Raw genomic sequence first — 25,450 nt, forward strand, 5'->3', positions numbered from 1 at the left:
AGTTGCGGGCTCGTTCCGAGATGCGGCGAAGGAGGGACACCGTGACCACCACCCTCAATCGGGACTCCGCGGTCCCGCTGTACCTGCAGCTCGCCGATGAACTGCGCACCAAGATTCTCAGCGGTGAATGGCAGCCTGAGCAACGGATTCCGTCAGAGAACGAACTGAACCAGATCTACTCGATCAGCCGGATGACCATTCGGCAGGTGCTCGGCAAGCTCGTCGACGAGGGTTTGGTCTTCCGGGTTCACGGCAAGGGAACGTTCGTCGCGCAGCCCAAGATCGCGACCCGTTCGCCCTCGTACCACGGCGTCCGCGAACAGTTGGAGCAGCAGGGCTACTCGACCCGTACCGAACTGATCAACTCGGGCACCGTCGAGGCCGACGCCCGGCTGGCCCGCCAGCTCGATGTGCAGGTCGGCACCCCGCTGCACATGGTCGAGCGGCTGCGGTACGCCGAGGACACCCCGATCAGCCTGCACAAGTCGTACGTGCCGGTGCGGCTGGCCCCGGCCCTGCTCGACCACGACCTGACCCAGCAGCAGCTGTGCCAGGTACTGGCCGGCGACTACGGCCTCGACATGGTCTACGTGCACGAGTCGCTGGAGTCGCTCACGCCGACCCCCTCGGAGCTGACCGCCCTGCGCGTGCGCCGCGGGACGCCGCTGCTGCTGCTCGAACAGCGGATCAAGGACGCCTCGCACCGCCTGTTCGAGTACACGCGGATCAAGTTCCGCGGTGACCGGGTGCGGCTGGAGTTCGACTACGACCTGAGCGCGCTGGGCACGACGAAGAAGCGCCAGTTGGCCTTCAGCTGACGCTGACGTTCGCGCGCCGGCCGAGCAGAAACAGTGTGAGTCCGAACATCGAGTTCAATGCTCGGACTCACACTGTCTTTCAGACCCCGTCGCCGCGCTTGTGGCGACGACGGTGTGCGGCAGCGGGGAGGGGAGTTCCACGGGTTGCGGGTCGAGCCCGCGGCGCCGGCGCTCCAGGGTGCCGGTGATGTCGTCGATGCCGGTGATCCACTTCACTGCTCCTATACGCCGCCGCCCGCCGTCGCGGCCCGCGCCAGTACTCGATCGATCAACTCCGCCGTCCACTCGCCGGTCATCACCAGCAGGTCGGGCAGGGTGAGCCGGTCGCGCATGTACGGCAGCGCCAGCAGGGTCCAGGCCACCTGATCGGCCGAGACCGGGGGAGTGAGCTCGCTGAACCGGGCCGCCGCACCCCAATGCCGCAGCGTGGTCGCCGACCGCTGGGGGGTGCCCAGGTAGCCGAACAGCGTCTCGAGCAGTGCGGCCCGGTCACGGTCGCAAACAGCCTTGTCAGCGGCGTTCCAGGCAGCGACCTTCCGCGCCACCGCCGTCCAGCACTCCTGCCCCAGCGAGCCGGAAGGGTCGATGGAAGCCCAGGTGTCGCGCACCCGCTGCTCCAGGTCGGCCGGATAGGTCAGGTCTGCCCAGGGCCGTTCGAACAGCGCGGACGTCTCGCGCACCTCGGCCCACAACGCGGTACAGACCACCGTCGCCACGCCCACCTGGGCGCCGTGCAGGTCGTGCTCGACGCCTCGGGCCATCGCGGCCATGTCGAGGATGTGGCTGGTCAGGTGCTCCGAACCCGACAGCGGCGCCGTCGAATCGGCGACGCCGATCACAAGCCCGCCGACGGTCAACGAATCGACCAGGGCCTTGCGTGCTCGGCCCGGGTCCGGGTCGGTGAGCCCCTCCACGGCGTCCAGCACGGGCCGGACCGCCTCGTCGGTGAACGGGCCGTCCAGGCCCAGCGAACAGGCCAGGTACCAGTCCGCCGGGGCCGACCAGATCGCGATCGCGTCCCCGACGCCCGAACGGTTCAGCCGGGCGGGTGCCGCGTCGATGACCCGGTCGTCGATGATCAGCCCCGTCGGCCACACCGAGGGCCTGGTGCGCTTGGCACCGCCGATCACCAGGACGCTGAGCGGATCGGAGAAGCCGTTGACCGAGGCCGCGGTCTGGATCGCCACCAGGGGCGCACCAGAGCGCGCGGACACCACCTTGCCGAGATCGGTGATGGTGCCGGAACCGACGCTGACCAGCAGCGACGGGCGTCCGACCTCGGCCACGGCGTCCTCGACGGTGGCCTCGTCGAGCGCTACCTGAGCGTGGGTGGCCCGGACCGTCACCCGGCGGGCGGCGCCCACCAGGTCGGCCACCCACGCCAGCAGGTCGCGTCCGTCGGCGAGTTTCGCCACGTCATCGGTGAGGATGACGCGCTCGCCGTCGCCGGCCAGCCGACGGCACAGGGCGGGCAGTTCGCCCAGTGCCGCCGGACCGGTCGCCAGGAGGCCGAGAGCCCCCTGGGAGACTTCGCGGGCGAATGACTCGTAGCCGGTCATCCGCGCCGGGTGATGGCCTGCAGCTTGTCCCAGATGGAGGGCATCGCCTGGCGGTACTCCTTGTAGATCTCGAAGTACTCGTCGTAGAGCGCAGTCCTCTTCTTCTTGGGCTTGTACGTGCGCAGGATGTTGACGGTCGAGTCGGCGCCCTGCTCGTAGCTCTCGAACATGCCCACCCCGACGCCGGCGACGATCGCGGCGCCCTTGGCGCCGAACTCGGTGCCGGCGGGCACGACCACCTGGCGGCCCAGCACGTCGGCGAAGATCTGCGCCCACACCGGCGAGTTCGCGCCGCCGCCGGCCATCCTGACGACCTTCACCTCGGTCGGGATGGCGTCCAGGCAGTCACGGATGCCGTAGGCGACGCCCTCGTACACCGCGCGCAGCAGGTCGTTGCGGGTGTGTGCGCCGGTGATGCCGATGAAGGACGCCCGGGCGCTCGGCTTCACGAACGGGGCCCGCTCGCCACCTGGGGCGGTGTAGCCGTGGAACATCACGCCTCGGGAGCCGACCGGAACCGAACTGACGACCTCGTCGAGGTACTCGAAGAAGGTGAACTGCGGGCCGCGGGCCTCGGCCTCACGGCGGAAGCTGCCGCCGAACTCGCGCAGGTACCAGTCCACGTTGGGGGTGCAGGAGTTCATCCCGAGGGCCCGGATCCAGGTGGTCGGGCTGTGCGGAATGACCCAGCCGACGTCGTCCGGCTCGATCGTGTCGCCCAGGTCATCGGTGGCCACCGTGACGATGCCGGCGGTGCCGATCACCGCCATGCAGTCTCCGGGCCGCGCCACTCCCACGCCGAGCGACGACGCGGTGATGTCCATCTGGCCCTTGAAGACCGGGGTGCCCTCGACCAGACCGGTGACGCCGGCGGCCTCGGCGGTGATGCCGCCGATGTTGGTGATCGGCGACTTCGGCTCGGGCAGCACCGACTTGGCGTCGGTCAGGCCGAACGCGGCCAGTACCTCGTCGGACCAGTCGCGGGTGCGGACGTCGATGCCGGCCAGCGAGGCGTCCGACGGATCGGTGGAGAGGTCACCGGTGAGCTTGTACTCCACCCAGTCCTTGCACCACAGGTTGGTGGCACCCTCGAGGATCTCGGGTTCGTTCTCGACCCGCCAGCGCAGCAACGCCGACGCGGTACCGGCGTAGGGGCCGAGGCCGGAGATCTGGAATTGCTTGCTGATGGTGCCGTCGGCGTACCAGGTGTCGATGATGTCGGCGGCGCGGCCGTCGGTCCACAGGTACGCCGGCCCGGCCGGCTCGCCCTCGGAGTCGACCAGCCACGTGCCGTCGCCCTGGCCGGTGGCCGATACCGCGACGATGTCGGCGGCCCTCACCGACGAGCCCTCGATGGCGTCCCGGATGGCCAGGGTGGCGGCCACCCAGACCGTCTCCATGTCCTCCTCGGCCATGTAGGTGGTCGGGTTCACGATCGGGACGTTGTGCGCGCCGCGGCTCAATTCGTTGCCGTGTTCGTCGAAGATGGCTGCCTTGATCACACTGGTGCCGGCATCGATGCCGAGCAGGTACTGGGGCATTGAGCACCCTTTCCGGACGGGGACGCGCTCCGCTGCGCGTTCACGGGTGGCAAGGATGCTAAACAATCTTGTATAGACATGTCTAGTGGTGGACAGACGTGGTGTCGCATGCTACGAAAATCGGCATGCGCGCCCTGGTGAAGTACGCCCCGGGTCCCGGCCACGTCGAGCTCCGCTCAGTCGAGCGTCCCTCGCCGGGCGCGGGGCAATTGCTTGTCGACGTGGCCTACGCCGGCGTGTGCGGAACCGACCGCAGCGCGCTCGACGGTCACTTCACCGGGCTGATCCCGCGCACGCTGGGGCACGAGGCGTCCGGGGTGATCTCGGCGATCGGGCCCGGTGTCGTGGGCGACTGGTCGGTCGGCGACCGGGTCACCTTCGAGACGGACGCCTACCTGTGCGGCACCTGCCTGTACTGCCGGGCCGAGCAGTACCAACGCTGCCCCCACCGCAAGGGCATCGGCACCACCGCCAACGGTGCGCTTGCGGACGCACTGGTGATGCCCGAACTGGCCGTCCACAGGTTGCCCGATGGGGTGTCGCTGCTGGCGGCGGCACTCACCGAGCCGTTGGCGATCTGCGTGCACGCGGTCATCGAGCGCAGCCCATCGCTGGCCGGCGAGGTGGTGATCGTCACCGGTCCCGGTGCCATCGGCGCGCTGACCAGCGCCGTCGCCGGCCAGGTGGGCGCCACGACCGTGCTGGTCGGACGTACCCGGCACGCCGACCGGCTTGCCGACGCCGTCGCCCGAGGCATCGCCGACCACGCGCTCGACGGCGATGCCGTCGACGTCGAGGCGTACGTGAAGTCCCTCACCGACGGCTACGGTGCGCACACCGGCTTCGAATGCTCGGGCGCCAACCACTGGCCACGGGCCCTGCAGCCGATGGTGCGCCGGGGCGGCCGGGTGGTGCTCGTCGCGCTGTACCACGGCGAGGTTCCGGTCGACTTCGACCTGCTGGTCAACCGCGAACACGAGATCGTCGGCTCGCGCGGCAAGAACGCGCAGAGCTACCGCACGGCGCTGAGATTGATGGCTGACAAGCGCATCGACGCCGAATCGTTCATCTCCGACGTGCTGCCGCTGGAACGCTGGGAGGATGGCCTCGACCTCGTTGCCCAGGGTCGCAAAGTGGTCTTCGAGGTCGGGGGAGCGTAGCGCTAGCCAAGGTTCTCCCAAGTTGTCTATAGTTGTACATACGAGTTTGTCCGTCGTTACCCAGCAGACCCAGCGTCGAGTCATGTGGAGGAGCCCCATGCCATACGTCAACACCCTTGATCTGGTCAATGCGGCCAAAGGCAGGGGCTACGCGGTTCCGGCGATCAACATCGTCGACCCACTGACCATCAAGGCGATCGTGGAGGCCGCCGACTCGGTGGGCTCGCCGGTCATTCTGCAGACCTCGGTGAAGACCGTGAAGTCGGCGGGGGCGGGCATCCTGCACTACGCCGCGAAGGACGCCGCCGAGGCGGCGTCCGTCGGGGTCTCGCTGCACCTCGACCACTGCCCCGATCGAGAGGTGATCACGCTGGCGCTCAAGCACGGCTGGAGTTCGGTGCTGTTCGACGCCTCGGATCGTGATCTCGACCAGGCTCGCAAAGAGACCGCCGAGGTATGCGAAGAGGCGCACGCACTGGGCGCCAGTGTCGAGAGCGAGATCGAGAACATCATCGGCGTCGAAGACGGCGTCGGCTCCGACAAGGCCAAACACTCCTACACCGTCGATCAGTTGATCGAGGTGGCCCTGGAGACCGGCACCGACCTGATGGCGCCGCAGCTGGGCACGGCGCACGGCATGTACTCCGCACAGCCGGTGCTGCTGCCGCAGCGCGCCCGGGAGATCACCTCCGCGTGCGACATCGCGGTCGTGCTGCACGGCGGCACCGGACTGAGCAACGCCGAGTTCGACGAGTTCATCGACGCCGGGGTGACCAAGATCAACATCTCCACCGCGCTCAAGCGGGCCTACATGACCTCGGCGCTGGAGTACCTCAAGCAGTGCGAGCAGACCAACACGTGGGAGCCGACCAAGCTGTTCGAGCCGATGATCGCGGCGTCCAAGGACCTGCTGGTGACGTTCGCGGGCATCTTCCACTCGACCGGCAAGGACGGGGCTGCCAAGGGCGGTGCCCAGTGAGCGGGCACGCGCTGATCCTGGACTGCGACGGCGTCCTGGCCGACACCGAGAAGGACGGCCATCTCGTCGCCTTCAACCAGGTGTTCGAAGAGGAGGGCTACCCGTTCCGGTGGTCGGAGGACGAGTACGCGGTACTGCTCAAGGTGGGCGGCGGCAAGGAGCGGATGAAGGCCTACCTGAGCCAGCACCCCGAGCTCGACATTCCCGGCCGCGACGACCTGGACGCCCTGCTCGCGCAGGTGCACAAGCGCAAGAGTGCGTGCTACCAGGAGATCGTGAACAGCGGACGGATCCCCGGCCGCCCCGGCATCAAGCGACTGGTCGAAGCGGCACTGGACGCGGGGTGGCGGGTCGCGGTGGCGTCCACCTCGGCGATCCCGAGCGTCGAGGCGGTGGCGATCGCGGTGCTCGGTCAGGCGACCCGGAACCGGCTGTTCGGCATCTACGGCGGCGACATCGTTCCGGCCAAGAAGCCCGCGCCCGACATCTACCTGTACGCCCTGGAGCAGTTGGGCCTGCAGCCCGGCGACGCCGTCGTCGTGGAGGATTCCGAGTCGGGGGCGAAGGCGGCCGCAGCGGCCGGCATCGCCCACATCGTCACCGTTTCGCACTTCACCGCCGACGACCCGTTCCCCGACGCCCGGATCGTGGTCTCGGACCTGGGCGAACCCGGCGCCCCGGCCGCGCTGATCGCGGGCGACGATGTCCGCGACGCCGAAGGGCTGATCACCGTCGCGTCGCTGGAGCGCATCGTCGGCGAGCACCGGTGAGCGCAGGTTTCCCGACGGTTGCGGTGCTGCCGCCGGTGCTGATCGGCGCGTCCACCAAGGCGTACCTGGGGCTGGCCGAACTCGCCCGTTGGGCCGAGGTGGTCTCCGCCGGCCTCGGTGAGCTGGACCGCGGAAACCGTCCCCACGGTCCAGGCACGCCCTACCTGTGCGTGCCGGCGCCGCTGCTGCCGCTGGTCGGCCCCCCGTTGACGGACGCCGGGCTGCTCGTCGGCGTCCAGGATGTCTCGCGCTTCGGCCCCGGCGCCCACACCGGTGAAACCACCGCCGAGGTGCTCGCCGAGCTGGGGTGCCGGCTGGTGATGATCGGGCACCCGGAGCGTGCCCGCGACCAGCACGAGACCCTCGACGAGTGCCGCGGCAAGGCGCTCGCCGCCGCCCGCAACGGCATCGTGCCGATCCTGATCGCCGGCGAGCCGACCCGTGGAGCCGACCCCGAAGCGGTCATCGCACCCCAGCTCGACACCGTGCTGGCCGACGTCCCGACCGACTTCCCGGTCATCGTCGCCTACGAGCCGTCCTGGGCGATCGGGCAACCCGAGCCCGCGCCGGGCTCGCACATCGCCGCCACGACCGGCTCGATCCGTGAGTTGCTGCACCGCCGCGGACGCGGCCACGCCGCCCGCATCGTCTACGGCGGCAGTGCCGTGGTCGGCACCTACACGGCCATCGTCGAGGCGTGCGACGACGCCGCCCAGCGTCCGGACGGCATCTTCCTGGGCCGCGGCGGGTTGGCGCCGGAGAACTTCCTGGCCACGGTGGACGAGGTGCGCGCGGTCAGCTGACAGGGAACGCCACCGCCATCCCGTCGCCGTCATCCCGGGCGGGCAGGCGTCGCCAGCAGCCGCCCCTCCGCATCGCGCCGGTGTGGAACTGGGCGCGGACCGCAACAACAGCGACCGAGGGATACTTCTCCGGATTGCGCGACCCGATGTCGAGAATCGCCGGACGGCTCCGTCCCAGGGATGAGGCGGCCACAATGGGCCGCACGTCAGAAGGAGAACCGTCATGGCCAAGTACCTGCTGCTCAAGCACTACCGCCGCAACGCCGGACCCGAGAACCTCGTCGACGTCCCCATGGACCAGTGGACGCCGGACGAGATCGACGCCCACATCACCTACATGAACGACTTCGCCGCGAAGCTGGAGACCTCGGGCGAGTTCGTCGACGGCCAGGCGCTGGCGCCCGAGGGCACCTTCGTGCGCTACGGCGGCCCGGGGCTGTCGCCGGTCACCGACGGGCCGTTCGCCGAGACCAAGGACCTGATCGCCGGGTGGATGGTCATCGACGTCGACTCCTACGACCGGGCCGTCGAACTGGCCGGCGAGCTGTCCGCCGCCCCCGGCAAGGGCGGCGAGCCGATCTACGAGTGGCTGGAGGTGCGGCCCTTCCTGGGTCACCCAGAGACCGTCACCGAATGAGGGAGCTGGCCGGCGAGGTGCTGGGCGTCCTCGTGCGGCGCGGAGCCGACTTCGCGACCGCCGAGGACGCCGTGCAGGAGGCGCTGCTGGCCGCCGTCCAGGCCTGGCCGGACGAACCGCCGCGCGACGCCAAGGGCTGGCTGGTCACCGTCGCGTGGCGCAAGTTCATCGACCTGACCAGGGCGGACACCGCCCGGAGGGCCCGCGAGGAGCGCGCCTTCGCGGAGCCCGCTCCCGGGCCGGCGGAGAACGCCGACGACACCCTCGAGCTGTACCTGCGCTGCGCGCACCCCTCGCTGAGCCAGGCCTCGGCGGTGGCGCTCACCCTGCGGGCGCTCGGCGGGCTCACCACCCGGCAGATCGCCGAGGCCTACTTGGTGCCCGAGGCGACCATGGCGCAGCGGATCAGCCGGGCCAAGCGGACTGTCAGCGCCGTCCGGTTCGACCTACCGGGTGAGTTGAGCACGGTCCTGACCACCCTCTACCTGGTGTTCAACGAGGGCTACTCGGGCGACCTAGACCTGGCCGCGGAGGCGATCCGGCTGACCCGGCAACTCGCGTCGATCAGCCACGAGCCCGAGGTCGCCGGGCTGCTGGCGCTGATGCTGCTCCACCACGCCCGCCGCGACGCCCGCACCGACGAGGCCGGACGCCTGGTGCCGCTCGCCGCCCAGGACCGCTCCAGGTGGCGCACCGACCTGATCGCCGAGGGCATCGACCTGCTGCAGGACGCCCTGGCCGAGGACCGGCTCGGCCCGTACCAGGCGCAGGCGGCGATCGCAGCCCTGCACGCCGACGCGCCGTCGGCCGACGAGACCGACTGGGTGCAGATCGTGGAGTGGTACGACGAACTGCTGCGGCTCACCGACTCACCCGTGGTCAGGCTCAACCGGGCGGTCGCCGTCGGTGAGGCGGACGGTGCCCGGGCGGGCCTGGCCGCGCTCGCCGAGGTCGAGCCGTCCATCCCCCGGCACGCCGCGGTCGCCGCGTACCTGCACGAGAAGGGCGGCGATCCGGACGCCGCGGCCCGGCTTTACGCCGAAGCCGCCGCCCGGGCGTCCAACCTGGCCGAACGCGACCACCTCACCCGCCAGGCCGCCCGGCTGAGGCAGTGAGCTCGTCCCGGGGGCTGCTCCGTCATCCCGGGCTTGCCCCAAGATCTCAGCTGGGCGGTCGTGAGATCCCGGCGTTCGCCGGGATGACGGTGGCCGGGTGCCGAGTCGACGCGCCCGCATCGTCAACGACTCGCCACAACGCTCCTGTTGCGGGACTCGACGGGACCCATGGTCCCCCGCTGAGCCCCCGGCCGACCTACAGGCTGCCCCAGAGCTTCAGCGCCGTAGCCAGCTCCGTGTGCTCGGACGCCGCATCGGCGGCGTCGACGCCGGCCAGGGCGGCGTCCACCGCCTGCCGCATCGCGCGGACGCCGGCCGCGGCGCCGTCGGGATGGCCCTGGATGGCGCCGCCGACGCCCAGCACGATGTCGCTGCCCAGCTCACCCAGGTAGCGCGCGACCGTGCCGGGATGGACGCCGCCGCCGATCACCGGGAACGCGGGCTTGAGGTGCGGCCGGGGGAGCGCCAGCTGCTGTGCGGTGCGCAGGTACTGCAGCCGCGAGATCGGGTAGCCGCCGTAGGGCGAGACCACCAGGCTCAGGTCGGCGCCGGCGACCCGGGGCAACAGCCCGGTGGCGATCGGTGCGCTCATGCCCGTGCTCGGCCCTTCGTACAGCGGAGCCGCGCCGGCGAAGTGCCCCAGGATCGGCACGCCGACCTCGTCGGCCAGCATCTCCACCGCGCCCAGGCCGACCGTGGTGTAGGCCACCATCAGCGCCCGCGCGCCGGCCTCGACGGCCCGTTTCGCGGTGGCCAGCATCCGGTCCGGCCGGTCGGAGATGTTGGGCAGATAGATGGTTCGCACGCCCGTCTCGGACGCCGCCCGCTCGGCCGCAGCGGTGAACAGCTCCACCCGGCGCAGCACCGTCGAGTAGTCGGTGTTGCCCATCAGCTCGTCGTCCTTGATCAGGTCGATGCCGCCGCGGGCCGTCGCCTCGAAGATCTCCGAGGCCGTCTCGGGGGCCAGTCCGGTGCACGGCTTGAGCATGTTCAGCAGCAGCGGACGCTCGCTCACCCCGGTCAGTTCGCGCAGGCCGGCGACGCCGAACCGCGGCCCGCCGAACGCGCTCTCCAACGAGCCGGGGAACTGCAGGTCGACCAGCTTCGCCTCCATCGAGGTCGACGCGTCGTTGCCGATCAGGGTGTTCAGCAGCTGCGGCAGGGACGCCCCGAAGTTGATGGTCGGGAAGGCGATCGTGGCCAGGTAGTGGACCACGTCGCCGACCACGCCGTTGCTCGTGTCGGCGGTGGGCACCGGCAGCACCTGCACCACGCGGCCCTCGTGGGCGTCCTTCAGTGCCGGGGTCAGTCCGGGCACCTCGACCCAGGTGCCCGTCGTCTGGCCGACCGCGAACCGCGACACCCGCGCCCACGGGTCGACGTCGACGGGCAGGTCCAGCGCGTAGCTGGCCAGGAGGTAGTCGCCCTCGCGTGCCAGCTCGGCCAGTATCGCCTGTGCGGTCATGCCGTCGCCCCGTGCGCCGCGGCCACCCGCTCGAGCAGGTCGGCGGCGCCCTCGTCCGCATTGGTCAGCCCCTCGGCGACGGTGACCTCACGCACCTCGTCGCGGGCGTTGCCCATCGCCACGGGGAAGCCGATCCGGCTCAGCCAGCCCACGTCGTTGCCGCCGTCGCCCGCGCCCAGCACGTTGGCCGGATCGATGCCGTACTGGTCCAGCGCCCATTCCAGGCCGTGCCACTTGGTCGAATCGGGGTCGACGACCTCGACCAGGTTGTCCAGCGAGCGCATCGCCGACGGCATCCGGCGCAGGATCTCGTCGTGCACCTCGTCCATCCGTTCCGGGCTGGCCATCGCCATCATCTTCATCACCACGGCGTCTGCGATGTCGGCCGGGTCGCCGATCAGCGCCTCCTCGTGGTTGAGCTCCAGGATCAGCTCGTACATGTCCCCCTTGTGCGTCACATACATGTGATCCTCGGTCCACCAGGTCAGGTCGAGCCCCAGGTCGTCGGCCAGCGCGCGAAACGTCGCCTTGTCGGACGCCGACATCGGGTTCACGGCCACGTTGCGGTCGGTGACCGGGTCGATGATCAACGCCCCGTTGCAGGCGACCGCGACGCTGCGCAGGGACGCCTCGGCTGCGATCGCCATCGTGTTGCGCCGGGTCCGTCCGGTCAACAGGATCACGGGGATGTCGAGGTCCTGCACCTGCTTCATCGCCGCGACGGTGCGGGGGCTGACCTTCGAGTCGGCGCCGGCCAGGGTCCCGTCCACATCGAGCGCAACGGCGCGCACCGCGGACAGGTCGAGTCGGTCGAGCATGCGGCTCCTTCCGGGGGGTTGCGACGCTACACGTATAGACAAGTCCGTTCAAGCCTTGACCTGTGCAGCACACCCTCCTTAGGGTGAGGCCGGAGCCGCAACGGCACGACTCCAGGGACCCAGTCAACCCAACCACACAGACGTGAAGGGCAGCCATGACGAAATACATTCTCGGGATCGATTCGGGGACGACGAGCGTCCGCTCGTTCGTGATCGACGAGAGCGCCGCGGTGATCGGTTTCGGCCAGCAGGAGATCACCCAGCACTATCCGCGGCCGGGATGGATCGAGCACGATCCCAAGCAGATCCTGGGCACCCAGCTCGAGGTGATGCGCGCCGCGCTGCGCGACGCGGGGGTACAGCCCTCCGACATCTCCGCCGCCGGCATCACCAACCAGCGCGAGACCGCGGTGGTGTGGGAGAAGTCCACCGGCGAGCCCATCTACAACGCCGTCGTCTGGTCGTCGCGTCAGACCGTGCCGGTGGTCGAGAAGTGGGTCGAGCAGGGCCTCGGCGACCTGATCCAGGAGCGCACCGGACTCATCCCGGACGCCTACTACTCGGCGTCCAAGATCCGCTGGATCCTCGATCGGGTCAACGGCGCCCAGGAGCGGGCCGAGAGGGGTGAGCTGCTCGCGGGCACCATCGACACCTGGCTGATCTGGAACATGACCGACGGCCAGTCCTTCGTGACCGACGTGTCCAACGGTTCGCGCACCATGATGATGAACCTGCAGACCCTCGACTGGGACGACGAACTGCTCGGCCACTACGGCATTCCGCGGCACATGCTGGCCAAGATCGTGCCCAGCGACGCCAACTTCGGCGACCTGGAGCCGACCTTCGGGGCGTCCATCACGATCGGCTCGGATCTCGGCGACCAGCAGGCCGGCCTGTTCGGCCAGGCCGCCTTCGAGCAGGGCCAGTGCAAGATGACCTACGGCACCGCAGGCGTGCTGAACATCAACTGCGGGCAGTCCCCGCAGCGGATCACCGGCCTCACCCCGAGCGTTGGCTGGACGGTGCAGGGCAAGACCGCCTACGAGATCGAGGGCGTGCTGTTCGCCCAGGGCAAGACGATGCAGTGGCTGCGCGACGACCTGCAGCTGATCCACGCCGCGCCCGACTCGGAGTGGTACGCCGGGCAGGTCAAGAGCACCGACGGCGTCTACCTGGTGCCGGCCTTCACCGGCCTCTCGGCGCCCACCTGGGACCCGTACGCCCGCGCGGCGATCATCGGCATCAGCAACGCCACCACCCGGCTGCACATCATCCGGGCCGCGGTGGAGTCGATGGTGTACCAGACCCGTGACATGGTCGAAGCGGCCACCGCGGACGGTTCGGTCACGATCCCCGAGCTGCGCATCGACGGCGGTGCGGTCAAGAACAACCTGCTCTGCCAGATGCAGGCCGACATTCTCGGCATCCCGGTGATCCGGCCGAAGAACCACGAGGCGACGATCTTCGGCGCCATGCTGCTGGCCGGATTGTCGACCGGCATCTACGGCTCGCTCGACGACCTGTCGAACATGTGGAGCGTCGAGCGGGTGTTCGAGCCGCAGATCAGCACCGACGAGGCCGACGGCCTGTACGCCGGCTGGGTCGCCGCGCGCGAACTCACCAAGGGCTGGACCAAGAAGCTCCCGCAGCACGACTGAGCCTGCGGACTCCCGCCGGACCCACGGCCCGCCCCGCCCCCCGGGCGGCCGTGGGTCCCGGCATGTCCGCGGCGGGCTCTATCGTGGCGCGGTGCACATCGTTCGCCGCAGCCTCGACCATCCGGACGCCGTGGCGCTCTGCGCCGCCGTGCAGGCCGAGTACGAGGTGCTCTACGGCGGCAGCGGCGACACCTCGCCGATGCGGGTGGCCGATTTCGAGCCGCCCGCGGGCTCGTTCCTGGTCGGCTACGTCGACGGCCAAGCAGTGGCGTCGGCGGCGTGGCGCCGGCTGACCCCCGAGGTGGCGGCGTCCGAGGCGCCCACGGGCGAGATCAAACGGGTGTTCGTGGCCGCCGGGCACCGCGGCCGTGGGCTGTCGGTGCTGATGATGCGCGCCCTCGAAACGGACGCCTTCGCCGCCGGCATCGCCCGGCTCGTGCTCGAGACGGGCCCCATGCAACCGGTCGCTATCGAGCTGTACCGAGGGCTCGGCTACACCGACACCCACGGCGGGGGCTGGTCGATCTATCAGGGCAAGCCGCAGGTGGTCATCCTCGAGTTCATGCTGCCCCGCGCCGACTGAGCCGGACGCCGCCGCGCCGGACCGGTGCCGGCTCAGGCCGGCCGGTCGATTCCGAAGACGGCGTGCAGGCCGTCGACGAACTCGTCGCGGCGTCCCGACCGGGCGAGTTCGCGGGCCCGAACCGACGGCTTGTGCAGCAGGACGCCGGCGAAGTGCCGCAACGCGGCCTCGGCGGCGTCGGCGGTGGCCTCGTCGTAGCGGTGCCGGATGCGGCCGATCTCGGCTTCCAGGGTGTCGGTGACGTGCGAGCGCAGGGCGGCGACCGCCGGTCCGATCTGCTGGGCGTCGTCGGCGTGCGCGGCCGCCGCCTGCCGGACCATCGCCTCGGCGTCGTCGGCCACCGCCAGGTGTTGCAGCGGGGCATGCAGCTTGATCGCCTCGAGGTCGAGCAGTTCGACACCGGGCAGGTCTGCGACGGCCGGGTCGACGTTGCGGGGCAGGCCCAGGTCGATCACCACCCGATGCCGCTCACCGACCTCGGGGTGCCCGACCGGGCACTGGGCGGCGGCGTGCGCGGTGACCGGGCAGGCACCCTCGAGCAGTTCCGGACCGATCACCAACTCGGAACTCGTGGTGCAGCACACGATCACGTCGGCGCGGCTCGCCGCGGCGGCGACGGCGTGCCCGCTGACCTGGTCCAGGCCGCGGCGGGCACCGAAGTCGTGGCCGCGTCCGGACGGGGACCACACGGTGATCGCCGACACACCGCGATCGCGGAGCGCCTCGATGCACGACGAGGCGTACCGGCCCGTGCCGACCAGCAGCACCTTCATCGCGGGCCAGTCGGTGACCCGGTGCGAGGCGAGGTCGAGGGCGAGCCGGATCAATGACGGCCGCGCCGAACCCAGCCCGGTGCGTTCGCGGACGTTGCGGCGGGTGGCAAGCGCGTCGGAGAACACCCTCGACAGCAAGGGGGTGGCCGTGGCGGACGCCTCGGCGGTGTTGAGGGCGCGTCGCACCTGGCCGGCGATCTCGGGTTCGCCCACCACCACCGATTCGAGTCCGGCGGCGACCGCGAACAGGTGGCGGGCGGCGTCCTCACCGGTGAGCAGCGACAGCGGAGCCGCCTGGGAGGCCAGCGCGCCGACGGCCTCGGGCGCGGCGTCCAGGTAGACCTCGAAGCGGTTGCAGGTGCCCAGCACGATGCCTCCGGCGACATCGTCGCCGGCCAGCAGGGACTCGGCGAGCACCGCTCCCGCGCCTCCGCTCAGGCTCTCCAGGAGGGTGAAATCGTGGCTGCGATGGCTCGCCGTCAGGCACAACAGCACCGCGCCAGCATAGACCGCGATCAACGGCTTCGCAGACCATCCGGCGTTGTCGCAACCGGCGGCGCCGGGTGGGCCTGTGCGCATAGGGTGAAGCTGTGACCCCCTCCGCGCTGCCGGCGACGCACCCGCTCAACGGCACCACCGCCGAGTCGTGGCTGGTCGCCGCGTACCGCGGCGAGCGTCCCCCGGTGACGCCGGTGTGGTTCATGCGGCAGGCCGGGAGGTCACTGCCCGAATACCGCGAACTGAGGGTCGGCACGCGCATGCTCGAGGCGTGCCTGGACGCCGAACTGGCCGCCGAGATCACCCTGCAGCCGGTCCGCCGCCACGGGGTCGACGCCGCCATCCTGTTCTCCGACATCGTGGTTCCGCTGAAGTTGGCGGGCGTCCAGGTCGAGATAGAACCGGGCGTGGGTCCGGTGTTCCCGGCCGCGGTCGACACCCCCGAGGCGGTGACCGCCCTGGTCGGCGAGCATCCCGCCGAGGCGATGGTCGAGGCGCTGGAGCCGATCAGGGACGCCGTACGCCGGACGGTGGCAGCCCTGCGGCTGCTGCATCACGGCCGGGATCCGCTGATCGGTTTCGCCGGGGCACCGTTCACCATGGCCGCCTACCTGGTGGCCGGCCGCCCCAGCAAGGACCATCTGGCGGCGCGGGCGATGATGCACCGGCACCCCGACGCGTGGCGGCGGTTGCTGGGCTGGTGCGCCGAGTTGTCCGGGGAGTTCCTGCGGGCCCAGGTGCTGGCCGGTGCCTCCGCCGTGCAGCTGTTCGACTCATGGGCGGGATCGTTGCCGCCGGCCGACTACGCCGCGCACGTCGCGCCGGCCTCGCGGGCCGTCTTCGACCGCGTCCGTGACCTGCACGACGAGCAGGGCCGCCGCGTGCCACTGGTGCACTTCGCGGTCGGCGCCGGTGAGTTGTACCCGCTGCTCGACCTCGACATCGACTGCGTCGGCGTCGACTGGCGCACGCCGCTCGACCAGGCGCAGCGGCGGATCGGCCACGATCGCGCCGTCCAGGGCAACCTCGACCCGGCGCTGCTGGGTGCGCCGTGGCCGGTGCTGCGCGACGCCGTCGACGACGTGCTGCTGCGCGGCGGGGTGGCGCCCGGACATGTCTTCAACCTTGGTCACGGCGTCCCGCCGGACACCGATCCGGAGGTGCTGACCCGGATCGTGGATCACGTGCACAGTCGGTGAAAGGAAGGGTGCGATGAGCACCGCGGTGGTGGTCGGCGCGGGCCCCGGCGGCCTGGTGGCGGCCTGGGAACTGGTCCGGACCGGCTGCGACGTGACCCTGCTGGACGCCTGGAAGTGGCCCGGCGGGCTGCTCGGGCGGGCGCAGGTCGACGGGTTGACGGTGGATGTCGGCGCGGAGGGCTATTCGGTGCGCGGCGGCACGGTGGAACGCCTGCTCACCGATCTCGGTGCCGACGACCTGATCGCCACCCCCGACCCGGGCGGCGCCTGGCTGCAGACCGCCGGCGGTCCGCGTCCGATCCCGAAACGGCTGGTGTTCGGCCTGCCCGCCGACCCCGGCGCCGCCGACGTCCGCGCGGTGGTGGGTGAGCCGGACAGTGGGGACGGCTCTCGCGGTCCGCTGTCCGCAGCGACGTCGTTCGCCGACGTCGTCCGGGCCGGCTACGGGCAGCGGGTGCTCGACGACCTGGTCTGCCCGCTGGTCGGCGGGGTGTACTCCACCTGGCCCGACGACGTGACGCTGGCCGAACTGGCCCCGGCGCTGGCCGCCCGGATCGACGCCGGGACGCCGCTGCGCGACGCGGTCGCCGAGGCCGCGGCGCAGGCGCCCAAGGGCGGCGCCGTGCACGGCATCACCGGCGGCATGCACCGGCTCGCCGACCTGCTGATCGACTCGGCCCGGGCGTCCGGGACGCTCGAGGTGGCCGTCGGCGAGCCCGCGACGGGGCTCGAGCGGCGTCCGGGCGGGTGGCGGGTCACTACCACGAAGCGGACGCTGGCGGCCGACCTGGTCGTGCTCGCCGTGCCGCTCGACCGCGCCCTTTCGTTGCTCGGCGGGCCGCCGGCCACCCGGCTCACCGCGTCCCGGATCGAGGTGATCACCCTGGTGCTGGACGCCCCCGGACTGGCCGGCGAGGCGCCGCGTGGCACCGGCGTCCTGGTCGGCGCTGGGGTCGCCGGGGTGCGCGCCAAGGCGCTCACCCACTCGAGTGCGAAGTGGCCGTGGCTGCGTGCCGCGGCGCAGGGCCGCGACGTGCTCCGGCTCTCGTACGGACGCCGGGGACAGACCCCCGCGACCGCGGGACTTGCGCCCGACGACCTGGCCGCGCTGGTCAGGTCGGACGCCTCGGTGCTGCTGGGCCGCGACCTGCCCGAGCCGGCCGCGGTGCAGCGCGTCGCCTGGCACATCCTGCCTCCTGGGACCCCGGGGCTCGCGGCGGGGCGGCAATGGTTGACTGGGCAACGCACCGATGGGCTGGGGCTGGCCGGCGCCGGCATCGCCGGGGTTGGCCTGGCGGCCGTGGTCTCCCAGGCCCGCGAGGAGATCGCACGGCTACGTGGAAACACGCAACGACAAGGGAGTTCGGTATGAGTGAAGAGGGCCCGTCCGGGTTCGCGGTGTGGTCGGTGCTGCGGCGGGATCCGCTGACCGCGCAGGGCGTGGGAGCGGCGTCGGAGTCGCTGGCCGAGGCCGTCGCCGCCGTCGAGGCCGAGGGCGTGACGGTGCGCGGCCTGTACGACGTCAGTGCGATGCGGGCCGACGCCGACCTGATGCTGTGGCTGCACGGGGACACCGCCGAGGGCCTGCAGTCGGCGGTGCGGCGGCTGCGGCGCTCAACCGAGTTGGCGCCGCTGGCGTTGACCTGGTCGGCGATGGGCGTGCACCGCTCGGCCGAGTTCAACAAGGCGCACGTGCCGGGCTTCCTGCGTGGCGAGCGGGCCCGCCAGTGGCTGTGCGTCTACCCGTTCGTCCGCTCCTACGACTGGTACGTGCTGCCCGACGACGAGCGCCGGGCGATGCTCGCCGAGCACGGCCGCAAGGGTGCCGCCTTCCGCAGCGTGATCGCCAACACGGTCTCGGCGTTCGCGCTCAACGACTACGAGTGGTTGCTGCCGATGGAGTCCGACGAGCTCACCGACCTGGTGGACATGATGCGCGAGCTGCGTGCCACCAGGGCCCGGCTGCACGTGCGCGAGGAGGTCCCGTTCTTCACCGGGCGCCGGATCGAGGCCGACCAGGTGGCGGAGGTGCTGTCATGAGCCCGCTGGGCAGCAAGCCGGCGCCGGCCGAAGGCGTCCACCTGTCGCCCGGCGCGGCCGTGCCGAGCGCGACGCCGGGAGCGGCGTCCGGCCCCGAGCATGTCGAGGTGCCGACCCGCTACGACGCTGTGCTGCTGTCGGGTTTCGGCGGCCCCGAGGGCCAGGACGACGTGATTCCGTTCCTGCGCAACGTGACCCGCGGCCGCGGCATCCCCGACGAGCGGCTCGAGGAGGTGGCCCACCACTACCGGCACTTCGACGGCGTCTCGCCGATCAACGGGCACAACCGAGAGCTGCGGTCCGCCCTGGAGCACAGGCTCGCCGAGCGTGGTCTGCCGCTGCCGGTGCTGTGGGGCAACCGGAACTGGAAGCCGTACCTCAACGACGCCGTCGCCGACGCCTTCCAGCGCGGGCTGACCACGCTGATCGCGATTCCGACCAGCGCCTACTCGTCGTACTCGTCGTGCCGGCAGTACCGCGAGGACTGGGCCGACGCGCTGGCCGACACCGGTCTGGCCGACCGGGTGCTGATCGACAAGGTCCGGCCGTTCTTCAACCATCCGGGCTTCGTCCAGCCGTTCATCGAGGGCGTGACGGACGCCGTCGCGGCCGCCGCTGCCGACGGGATCGGGGCCGACGAGCTCGAGGTGCTGTTCTGCACCCATTCGATCCCCACCGGGGACGCCGCCACCTCGGGCGGCGGCGGCATGTACCCACGCCAGCACGAGGCGGTCGCCGAGTACGTGATGGCCACGGCCGCCCCCGAGGTGGCCTGGCAGTTGGTGTACCAGTCCCGTTCGGGCCCGCCGCACCAGCCGTGGCTGGAGCCCGACGTCAACGACGCCATCGCTGCGCTGACGGGCCGGCGCGGAGTGATCCTGGTGCCGGTGGGCTTCGTCAGCGACCACATGGAAGTGATGTGGGATCTCGACACCGAGGCGGTCGAGACCGCCACCGACGCCGGCCTGTGGGTGCGCCGGACGCCGACCCCCGGCGTCCATCCCGCCTTCGTGGATGCCCTGGCCGACCTGGTCGCCGAGCGGATCGAGGGACGGCCGGCGGCTCAGCGGGCCGCGGTCTCGTCGATCGGTCCCTGGTTCGACGTGTGCCGCCCCGGCTGCTGCGCCAACAAGCGGCTCGGGTTCAGGCCGGCCATCGCGGGTCTCGCACCGTAGTCGCCGGGACGAGTGGTTTCGCGCCCGGCGTCGGCAGGGTGAGCAGCGCCCGTTCGACCATCGGGTGCTGCTCGAGCCGATCCTCGATCGCCTGGTGCCGGGTGGCGAGGTCGTGCTCGGCGGGGTCGCCGCTGAGGTCGACGGAGGCGACCAGGAACACCCGGTCCGAGCCGACGAACTCCATGTGCAGGAAGGTCACAGCGTCGATCTCGTCGAAGGTGAGCAGCGTGGCCAGCACGGTGTCGCGCACCTCGGGGCGGACCACCTGGCCGATCAGGAACTCCCGGTTGCGGCGGATCAGGAACAGCGCGATGACACCCAGCAGGACGCCGACCAGGATCGACCCGACCGCGTCGTAGATGGGGTCGCCGGTCGCCTGGTGCAGGCCCATGCCGACTGCCGCGATGGCGAGTCCGATCAGCGCCGCGGCGTCTTCGACGAACACCGCGCGCAGGGTCGGGTTCGAGGTGCGTTCGATGTAGCGCAAGGGGCGCAGGCCGAAGCGGCGGGCCTCGCCGCGGGTCTGGCGCAACGCCTGCAGGAACGACACCCCCTCGAGCACGAAGGCCAGCGCCAGCACGAGGTAGCCGATCAGGTAGCTCTCGTGGTCGCTTTCGGTGGCGGTCAACTGCTGGACGCCGTGCGCGATCGACACAACGGCGCCGACGGTGAACAGTCCGAAGGCTGCGAACATCGACCACACGTAGGCCTCTCGGCCGTACCCGAACGGATGCTGGGCGTCCCGGGGCCTGGCCGAGCGCCGCTCGGCGATCAGCAGGAAGACCTCGTTGCCCGTGTCGGCCCATGAGTGGGCGGCCTCGGCCACCATCGACGCCGAGCCGGTGACGAACGCGGCGATGCTCTTCGCCACCGCGATCAAGAGGTTCGCCCCGAACGCGATCAGCACGGTGAGCATGCTGTCCCCACCGGCGTGGGGGGCGGTGCCCGCTTTCGAATCGGCCATGGGGGCCATCCTGCCGCCCCGGGGCCGCTCGGGACACGTCGCTGCAGGTGATGTTCCGAGCCGAGCGTCACCCGAGGACGTTCTGGTGTCGTCCTACGCAATTGTGCGCAGGCTGGCCCGTCGCAAGGAGCCACTATGCTTCGTGCTGACCCGAGGGGGGTTGTGAAGCGCATCGGGGGGTGGCGCAGTTAACGGGTTGGCTTGCGAAGACGGTTGGGCCTTGATCGGCCCGACCGTCTTCGCTGCCCCTTTCCGCTGACGACATACTCGGGCCCATGGCGTACGACGAGATCCTGGCCGGCCGCATCCGCGCCCTGCTGGTCGACGAACCCGGTATCAGCGAGCGGCGCATGTTCGGCGGGCTCGCCTTCCTGGTGGCCGGCAACATGGCGGTCTGTGCGGCCAGCAGGGGAGCGCTGATGGTGCGCACCGACCCCGCCGACGCCGATGCGCCGTACCTGGCCGCCGCCGAGCCGATGGTGATGCAGGGCCGCACCCTGAAGGGCTGGCTGGAGGTTGCGGCGCCCGACGTCGCCACCGATGAGGCGCTGGCGCCGATCGTGGCCCACGGCGTCCGCTTCGCCCGGACGCTGCCGGTCAAGTAGCCGCTGGCGGGTGGCCGCGGCGTCCGCACTGTGGCCGCTGCCAGGTCCTCTGGCGAGATGCGTGCGCAACCCGCTGCGGCGCGGCGGCGGGAGCCATATTCTCGGCGGCATGAGCACGCGCAACGAATCCGACAGCATGGGCACCATCGAGGTGCAGTCCGATCGCTACTGGGGGGCCCAGACGCAGCGCAGCCTGGGCAACTTCGACATCGGCCGCGACACCTTCGTGTGGGGGCGTCCGATGATCCGGGCGCTGGGCGTGCTGAAGAAGGCGGCGGCGCAGGCCAACGCCGAACTCGACCAGTTGCCGGCCGACGTCGCCGACCTGATCGTGCGCGCCGCCGACGAGGTGATCGCGGGCACGCTCGACGACCACTTTCCGCTGGTCGTGTTCCAGACGGGCTCCGGCACCCAGTCGAACATGAACTCCAACGAGGTGATCAGCAACCGGGCGATCGAGTTGGCCGGCGGCGAGCTGGGCTCGAAGAAGCCGGTGCATCCCAACGACCACGTGAACCGCGGCCAGTCGTCCAACGACACCTTCCCCACCGCCATGCACATCGCGGTGGTGTGCGAGCTGAACGAGCGGCTGTACGCCCCGGTGGTCGAGTTGCGCGACGTGCTCGCCGCGAAGGCATCCGAGTACGACGACGTGATCATGGTGGGCCGCACCCACCTGCAGGACGCCACCCCGATCCGGCTCGGCCAGGTGATCGGCAGCTGGGTCGCCCAGATCGACTTCGCCCTGGACGGCGTCAAGGCGGCGGACGCGCGGGCCCGCGGACTGGCGATCGGCGGCACCGCGGTCGGTACGGGGCTCAACGCGCACCCCAGGTTCGGCGCGCTCGCGGCGGAGAAGATCAGCACCGAGACCGGTCTCGACTTCAAGCAGGCAGACAACCTGTTCGCGGCCCTGTCGGCGCACGACTCCTTGGTCGAGGTGAGCGGGTCGCTGCGGGTGCTCGCCGGGGCCCTGATGAAGATCGCCAACGACGTGCGCTGGTACGCCTCCGGGCCGCGTAACGGCATCGGCGAGCTGCTGATCCCCGAGAACGAGCCAGGCTCGTCGATCATGCCGGGCAAGGTCAACCCGACCCAGTGCGAGGCCCTGACGATGGTCGCCACGAGGGTCTTCGGCAACGACGTCACGGTTGGTTTCGCCGGTAGCCAGGGCAACTTCCAGTTGAACGTGTACAAGCCGGTGATGGCCCACGCCGTGCTGGAGTCGATCCGGCTGCTGGCCGACGGTTGCCGCTCCTTCCGCGAGCACTGCGCGGTCGGCATCGAGCCCAACCGGGCCAGGATCGATGCCAACCTGAGCTCGAACCTGATGGTGGTCACGGCCCTGAACCGGCACATCGGCTACGACAAGGCCGCGGCGATGGCGAAGAAGGCGCACAAGCAGGGCATCACCCTGCGTGAGGCCGCGCTGGCCTCCGGTGACCTGACCGCCCAGGAGTTCGACGCCTGGGTGGTTCCGGCCGACATGACGCACCCCTCGGCGTAGCTTGCTGATCGAGCCGACCGCGCTGACGCTGCGCGGGCGCACCTTCACCGCCGCCGATCCGGCGGTGATGGGGATCGTCAACGCCACCCCCGACTCGTTCTACTCCGGTGCCCGCTACGCCACCGTGTCCGCGGCCCTGGACGCCGTGGACCGGATGGTCGCCGACGGCGCCGATCTGGTCGATGTGGGTGGCGTCCGGGCGGGCCAGCAGGGCGAGTGGGTGGACGCCGGGGCCGAGATCGACCGGGTGCGCCCGCTGCTGCTGGCGATCCGTGACCGGCACCCCGACCTGCTGCTGAGCCTCGACACCTGGCGCGCCGAGGTCGCCGAGGCGTGTGCCGAGGCCCGCCTCGACCTGGTCAACGACACCTGGCAGGGCGCCGACCCCGACCTGCTCGGCGTCGCGGCCGGTATCGGCGCCGGCTACGTGGTGAGCCACACCGGGGGAGCGGCGCCGCGCACCGACCCCGACGGCGTCCGCTTCGGCCCGCCGGGTCCGGACGGCACCCCCCGCGACGAACCGGACGACGTGGTCGGCGACGTGCTGGCCACGCTCAGCGCCGGCGCCGAGCGGGCGCTGGCGGCCGGCATCCCGGCGGGGTCGATCCTGGTCGATCCCACCCTCGACTTCGGCAAGACCACGCGGCATTCGCTGCGGGTGCTGCGCGCCACCGACCGGGTCGCCGGTCTGGGCTTTCCCGTGCTGCAGGCACTGTCCCGCAAGGATTTCATCGGCGAGACGCTCGACCTCGCCGTCGAGGACAGGCTGGAGGGCACCCTGGCCGCGACCGCGGTGGCCACCTGGCTGGGGACGGTGTGCTTCCGCGCCCACGACGTCCGGGCCACCAGGCGGGTGGTCGACATGGTGGCGTCCATTCGTGGCGACCGGCCGGCGTCCGTGAACCGTCGCGGAGTGCGGCAGGAGCAGTGAACCCCGCTAGCCTCGGGCAATGCTCGTGACCAGCGACGTGACCACTGTCGAGGCGGACCGGATCGTCTTCCGGCTGCCCGACCCCGGCCCCGCGGTCACCCGCGTGCAGTTGTGGTCCGAGGTGCCGGTCGAGGGCAGCGAGTTCAGCCGCACCGACGTCGGCTGGTCATTGGAGGTGCCGCACCCCGGCGCACACCGGGTCGAGTATCTGTTCACGATCACCCGCGGCAGCGGCGACGCCGCCGAGACGGCGATGGTCGTCGACCCGACCAACCCGCTGCAGGTCGACGGCGTGTTCGGCGCGCACTCGTGGCTGCCGCTGCCCGGCTACACCCCGCCGGCCTGGCTGGACGCCCCGCGGGTGCCGGCGACCCTCACCCCGTGCGAGTTCGCCACCGCCGACGGCCTTGTCTCCGGCGCCGTCTGGCAGCCCGCCGAGGTCGAGCCAGATCGGGCACCGACTACGGTGCCCGATCTGACCCGGCTTCCGTTGCTGGTCTGTCACGACGGCTCGCAGATGGCTCGCTACGGCGGCCTGGCCGACTTCGTGGCAGCCTCGATCGCCACCGGGGCGCTGCCGCCGATGCGGCTGCTGCTGCTCGACCCGGGGCCCCATCGCGACGACCGGTACGCCGCGAACGCCCGCTACAGCACCGCCCTGGTCACCGAGATCCTGCCCGCCGTCACGGCCCGGCACCCCACCGCCGGAAAGCCGGTGGTGATGGGGCAGAGTCTCGGCGCCGTCGCCGCCCTGCACGCCGCGCGCCGTCACCCGGGGACCTTCGCCGGGTTGTTCCTGCAGTCGGGATCGTTCTTCACCCCCGCCTTCGATCCGCAGGAGCGCGGTTACTCGCACTGGGCGCAGGTGACCGGTTTCACCTCCACCCTGTACACGGCCGCGGCGCCGGAGACGCTGCCGACGATGGTCGTGTGCGGCTCCGAAGAGGAGAACCTGGCCAACAACCGGGCGCTGGCCTCGCACCTGTCGGCGTCGGTCGGCGAGGTGGGCTGGGGCGAGGTTCCCGACGGTCACACCTGGACGACGTGGCGCGACCTGCTCGATCCTTACCTCACCCGTCTACTGCTGGAGGCCTGGACCTGATGGACCGCTACCACGTCGACCTCGACGCTCCCGGCTTCGACCGCCAGGGCACCGTGATCCGGTACGGACACTGGGGGCGTCCGGTGGTGGTGTTCCCGTCGGAGGCTGGCCGCGCCTGGGACTACGAGAACAACGGCATGGTGGACGCCGTCGCCCCCCTCATCGACGCGGGTCGGATCAAGCTGTACTGCGTCGACTCGTTCGACGCCAACACCTGGTCCGACGGCTGGCTGTCGCTCGAGGACCGGGCCCGCAGGCACGGGGCCTACAGCAGTTGGATCACCAACCAGGTCGCCGGCTTCATCGGCACCGACAGCCCCGGCGCCACGGACGCCGTCGTGACCGGTTGCTCGCTCGGGGCCTACCACGCGTTGCAGTTCGCGCTCACCCGGGCCGACCTGTTCCCGGTGGCGATCTGCCTGTCCGGCAACTATGACCCCTCGACCTGGCGGGCGTGGGGCGAACGCGGCGAGGCCACCTACTTCAGCAACCCCACCGACTACGTGCCGAACCTGCACGGCAGCCACCTCGACTGGCTGCGGTCGAGGGTGTTCGCCGTCCTGGTCGCGGGGCAGGGGGCGTGGGAGACGCACCCGACCGGCGCCCTGCCGTCCACCCGGCGGATGGCGCACCTGCTGGGCAGCAAGGGCATTCCGCACGAGCTCGACCTGTGGGGCTACGACGTGTCGCACGACTGGGACTGGTGGCGCAAGCAGATCGCGCACCATCTGCCGCGGTTCTGCTGAAATC

At 71.0% G+C, this 25,450-nt stretch carries 24 protein-coding genes; 18 read left to right on the forward strand and 6 right to left on the reverse strand.

The annotated features are described in order from the left end of the window. Nucleotides 1-41 precede the first annotated feature (41 nt). The gene (locus tag OIE40_RS15220; protein WP_264703639.1) at nt 42-818 is read left to right on the forward strand and encodes a GntR family transcriptional regulator; all 777 of its coding nucleotides are present in this window, start codon (nt 42-44) and stop codon (nt 816-818) included. A 221-nt stretch (nt 819-1,039) separates the two neighbouring features. Here the strand turns inward: OIE40_RS15220 and OIE40_RS15225 are convergent, their stop codons facing one another. After that, complete coding sequence (locus OIE40_RS15225) at nt 1,040-2,377, reverse strand: iron-containing alcohol dehydrogenase (protein ID WP_264703641.1); 1,338 nt, start codon at nt 2,375-2,377, stop codon at nt 1,040-1,042. Then, nucleotides 2,374-3,918, reverse strand: coding sequence for an FGGY-family carbohydrate kinase (locus OIE40_RS15230; RefSeq protein ID WP_264703643.1), 1,545 nt, complete (start codon nt 3,916-3,918; stop codon nt 2,374-2,376). The genes OIE40_RS15225 and OIE40_RS15230 overlap by 4 nt, the downstream gene beginning before the upstream one ends. Before the next feature lie 125 nt (nt 3,919-4,043). Between OIE40_RS15230 and OIE40_RS15235 the strand changes: the two genes are divergently transcribed. From OIE40_RS15235 to OIE40_RS15260, 6 genes are all read left to right on the forward strand, one after another. Continuing rightward, complete coding sequence (locus OIE40_RS15235; protein ID WP_264703645.1) at nt 4,044-5,078, forward strand: zinc-binding dehydrogenase; 1,035 nt, start codon at nt 4,044-4,046, stop codon at nt 5,076-5,078. Nucleotides 5,079-5,175: 97 nt separating this feature from the next. Beyond that, nucleotides 5,176-6,057 carry a class II fructose-bisphosphate aldolase gene (locus tag OIE40_RS15240; RefSeq protein ID WP_264703647.1) on the forward strand — a complete coding sequence of 294 codons (882 nt, stop codon included), beginning with the start codon at nt 5,176-5,178 and terminating at the stop codon, nt 6,055-6,057. Continuing rightward, the gene (locus OIE40_RS15245) at nt 6,054-6,827 is read left to right on the forward strand and encodes an HAD-IA family hydrolase (protein ID WP_264703649.1); all 774 of its coding nucleotides are present in this window, start codon (nt 6,054-6,056) and stop codon (nt 6,825-6,827) included. The genes OIE40_RS15240 and OIE40_RS15245 overlap by 4 nt, the downstream gene beginning before the upstream one ends. Then, complete coding sequence (locus OIE40_RS15250; RefSeq protein WP_264703652.1) at nt 6,824-7,630, forward strand: triose-phosphate isomerase; 807 nt, start codon at nt 6,824-6,826, stop codon at nt 7,628-7,630. Before OIE40_RS15245 ends, OIE40_RS15250 begins: the two co-directional genes overlap by 4 nt. 223 nt (nt 7,631-7,853) lie before the next feature. Continuing rightward, nucleotides 7,854-8,267, forward strand: coding sequence for a YciI family protein (locus tag OIE40_RS15255; protein ID WP_264703654.1), 414 nt, complete (start codon nt 7,854-7,856; stop codon nt 8,265-8,267). Continuing rightward, nucleotides 8,264-9,382 carry an RNA polymerase sigma factor gene (locus OIE40_RS15260; RefSeq protein ID WP_264703655.1) on the forward strand — a complete coding sequence of 373 codons (1,119 nt, stop codon included), beginning with the start codon at nt 8,264-8,266 and terminating at the stop codon, nt 9,380-9,382. The genes OIE40_RS15255 and OIE40_RS15260 overlap by 4 nt, the downstream gene beginning before the upstream one ends. A gap of 196 nt (nt 9,383-9,578) precedes the next feature. On the opposite strand, the gene OIE40_RS15265 is transcribed toward OIE40_RS15260, so the two are convergent. Next, complete coding sequence (locus OIE40_RS15265; RefSeq protein WP_264703657.1) at nt 9,579-10,847, reverse strand: RuBisCO large subunit C-terminal-like domain-containing protein; 1,269 nt, start codon at nt 10,845-10,847, stop codon at nt 9,579-9,581. Continuing rightward, nucleotides 10,844-11,665, reverse strand: coding sequence for an HAD-IIB family hydrolase (locus OIE40_RS15270; RefSeq protein WP_264703658.1), 822 nt, complete (start codon nt 11,663-11,665; stop codon nt 10,844-10,846). The genes OIE40_RS15265 and OIE40_RS15270 overlap by 4 nt, the downstream gene beginning before the upstream one ends. Nucleotides 11,666-11,820: 155 nt before the next feature. Here OIE40_RS15270 and OIE40_RS15275 point away from each other — a divergent pair, with 155 nt between their 5' ends. Together OIE40_RS15275 and OIE40_RS15280 are read left to right on the forward strand one after the other, a co-directional pair. Continuing rightward, nucleotides 11,821-13,323 (forward strand): FGGY family carbohydrate kinase, encoded by a 1,503-nt coding sequence (locus OIE40_RS15275; RefSeq protein ID WP_264703660.1) that lies wholly within the window; start codon nt 11,821-11,823, stop codon nt 13,321-13,323. A gap of 91 nt (nt 13,324-13,414) precedes the next feature. Further along, nucleotides 13,415-13,906, forward strand: coding sequence for a GNAT family N-acetyltransferase (locus OIE40_RS15280; protein WP_264703662.1), 492 nt, complete (start codon nt 13,415-13,417; stop codon nt 13,904-13,906). A gap of 32 nt (nt 13,907-13,938) precedes the next feature. Here the strand turns inward: OIE40_RS15280 and OIE40_RS15285 are convergent, their stop codons facing one another. Then, nucleotides 13,939-15,174 carry a glutamyl-tRNA reductase gene (locus tag OIE40_RS15285; RefSeq protein ID WP_264703663.1) on the reverse strand — a complete coding sequence of 412 codons (1,236 nt, stop codon included), beginning with the start codon at nt 15,172-15,174 and terminating at the stop codon, nt 13,939-13,941. A gap of 95 nt (nt 15,175-15,269) precedes the next feature. Here OIE40_RS15285 and hemE point away from each other — a divergent pair, with 95 nt between their 5' ends. From hemE to OIE40_RS15305, 4 genes are read left to right on the forward strand one after another with little or no spacing between them, the layout of a single operon-like run. Next, nucleotides 15,270-16,376, forward strand: a complete 1,107-nt coding sequence (gene hemE, locus OIE40_RS15290) for a uroporphyrinogen decarboxylase (RefSeq protein ID WP_264703664.1) — start codon at nt 15,270-15,272, stop codon at nt 16,374-16,376. Nucleotides 16,377-16,389: 13 nt separating this feature from the next. Next, nucleotides 16,390-17,748, forward strand: coding sequence for a protoporphyrinogen/coproporphyrinogen oxidase (locus OIE40_RS15295; protein WP_264703665.1), 1,359 nt, complete (start codon nt 16,390-16,392; stop codon nt 17,746-17,748). Beyond that, nucleotides 17,745-18,416, forward strand: a complete 672-nt coding sequence (gene hemQ / locus OIE40_RS15300) for a hydrogen peroxide-dependent heme synthase (RefSeq protein WP_264703668.1) — start codon at nt 17,745-17,747, stop codon at nt 18,414-18,416. The genes OIE40_RS15295 and hemQ overlap by 4 nt, the downstream gene beginning before the upstream one ends. Further along, nucleotides 18,413-19,591, forward strand: coding sequence for a ferrochelatase (locus OIE40_RS15305; protein WP_264703670.1), 1,179 nt, complete (start codon nt 18,413-18,415; stop codon nt 19,589-19,591). Before hemQ ends, OIE40_RS15305 begins: the two co-directional genes overlap by 4 nt. Here OIE40_RS15305 and OIE40_RS15310 read toward each other — a convergent pair. Continuing rightward, entirely contained in the window at nt 19,560-20,555 is a 996-nt protein-coding gene (locus OIE40_RS15310; protein ID WP_264703672.1) for a cation diffusion facilitator family transporter, read from the reverse strand. The two genes, OIE40_RS15305 and OIE40_RS15310, sit on opposite strands and share 32 nt — an antisense overlap. 275 nt (nt 20,556-20,830) lie before the next feature. On the opposite strand from OIE40_RS15310, the gene OIE40_RS15315 reads away from it, so the two are divergent. The 5 genes from OIE40_RS15315 (at nt 20,831) to OIE40_RS15335 (ending at nt 25,446) form a co-directional block, all read left to right on the forward strand. Further along, complete coding sequence (locus OIE40_RS15315) at nt 20,831-21,160, forward strand: TfoX/Sxy family protein (RefSeq protein WP_264703673.1); 330 nt, start codon at nt 20,831-20,833, stop codon at nt 21,158-21,160. Nucleotides 21,161-21,269: 109 nt separating this feature from the next. Next, nucleotides 21,270-22,667, forward strand: a complete 1,398-nt coding sequence (gene fumC / locus OIE40_RS15320; RefSeq protein WP_264703674.1) for a class II fumarate hydratase — start codon at nt 21,270-21,272, stop codon at nt 22,665-22,667. 1 nt (nt 22,668) lies between these two features. After that, entirely contained in the window at nt 22,669-23,598 is a 930-nt protein-coding gene (gene folP / locus OIE40_RS15325) for a dihydropteroate synthase (protein ID WP_264703675.1), read from the forward strand. 19 nt (nt 23,599-23,617) lie between these two features. Further along, a complete protein-coding gene (locus OIE40_RS15330) occupies nt 23,618-24,700 on the forward strand; it encodes an alpha/beta hydrolase (protein ID WP_264703676.1) in 1,083 nt (360 codons plus the stop codon). Beyond that, nucleotides 24,700-25,446: an esterase family protein gene (locus OIE40_RS15335; protein WP_264703677.1), complete on the forward strand. Its 747-nt coding sequence runs from the start codon at nt 24,700-24,702 to the stop codon at nt 25,444-25,446. Before OIE40_RS15330 ends, OIE40_RS15335 begins: the two co-directional genes overlap by 1 nt. Nucleotides 25,447-25,450: the final 4 nt, after the last annotated feature.

The sequence above is a fragment of the Micropruina sonneratiae genome, from assembly GCF_025972045.1.
Taxonomy (GTDB): Bacteria; Actinomycetota; Actinomycetes; order Propionibacteriales; family Propionibacteriaceae; genus Micropruina; species Micropruina sonneratiae.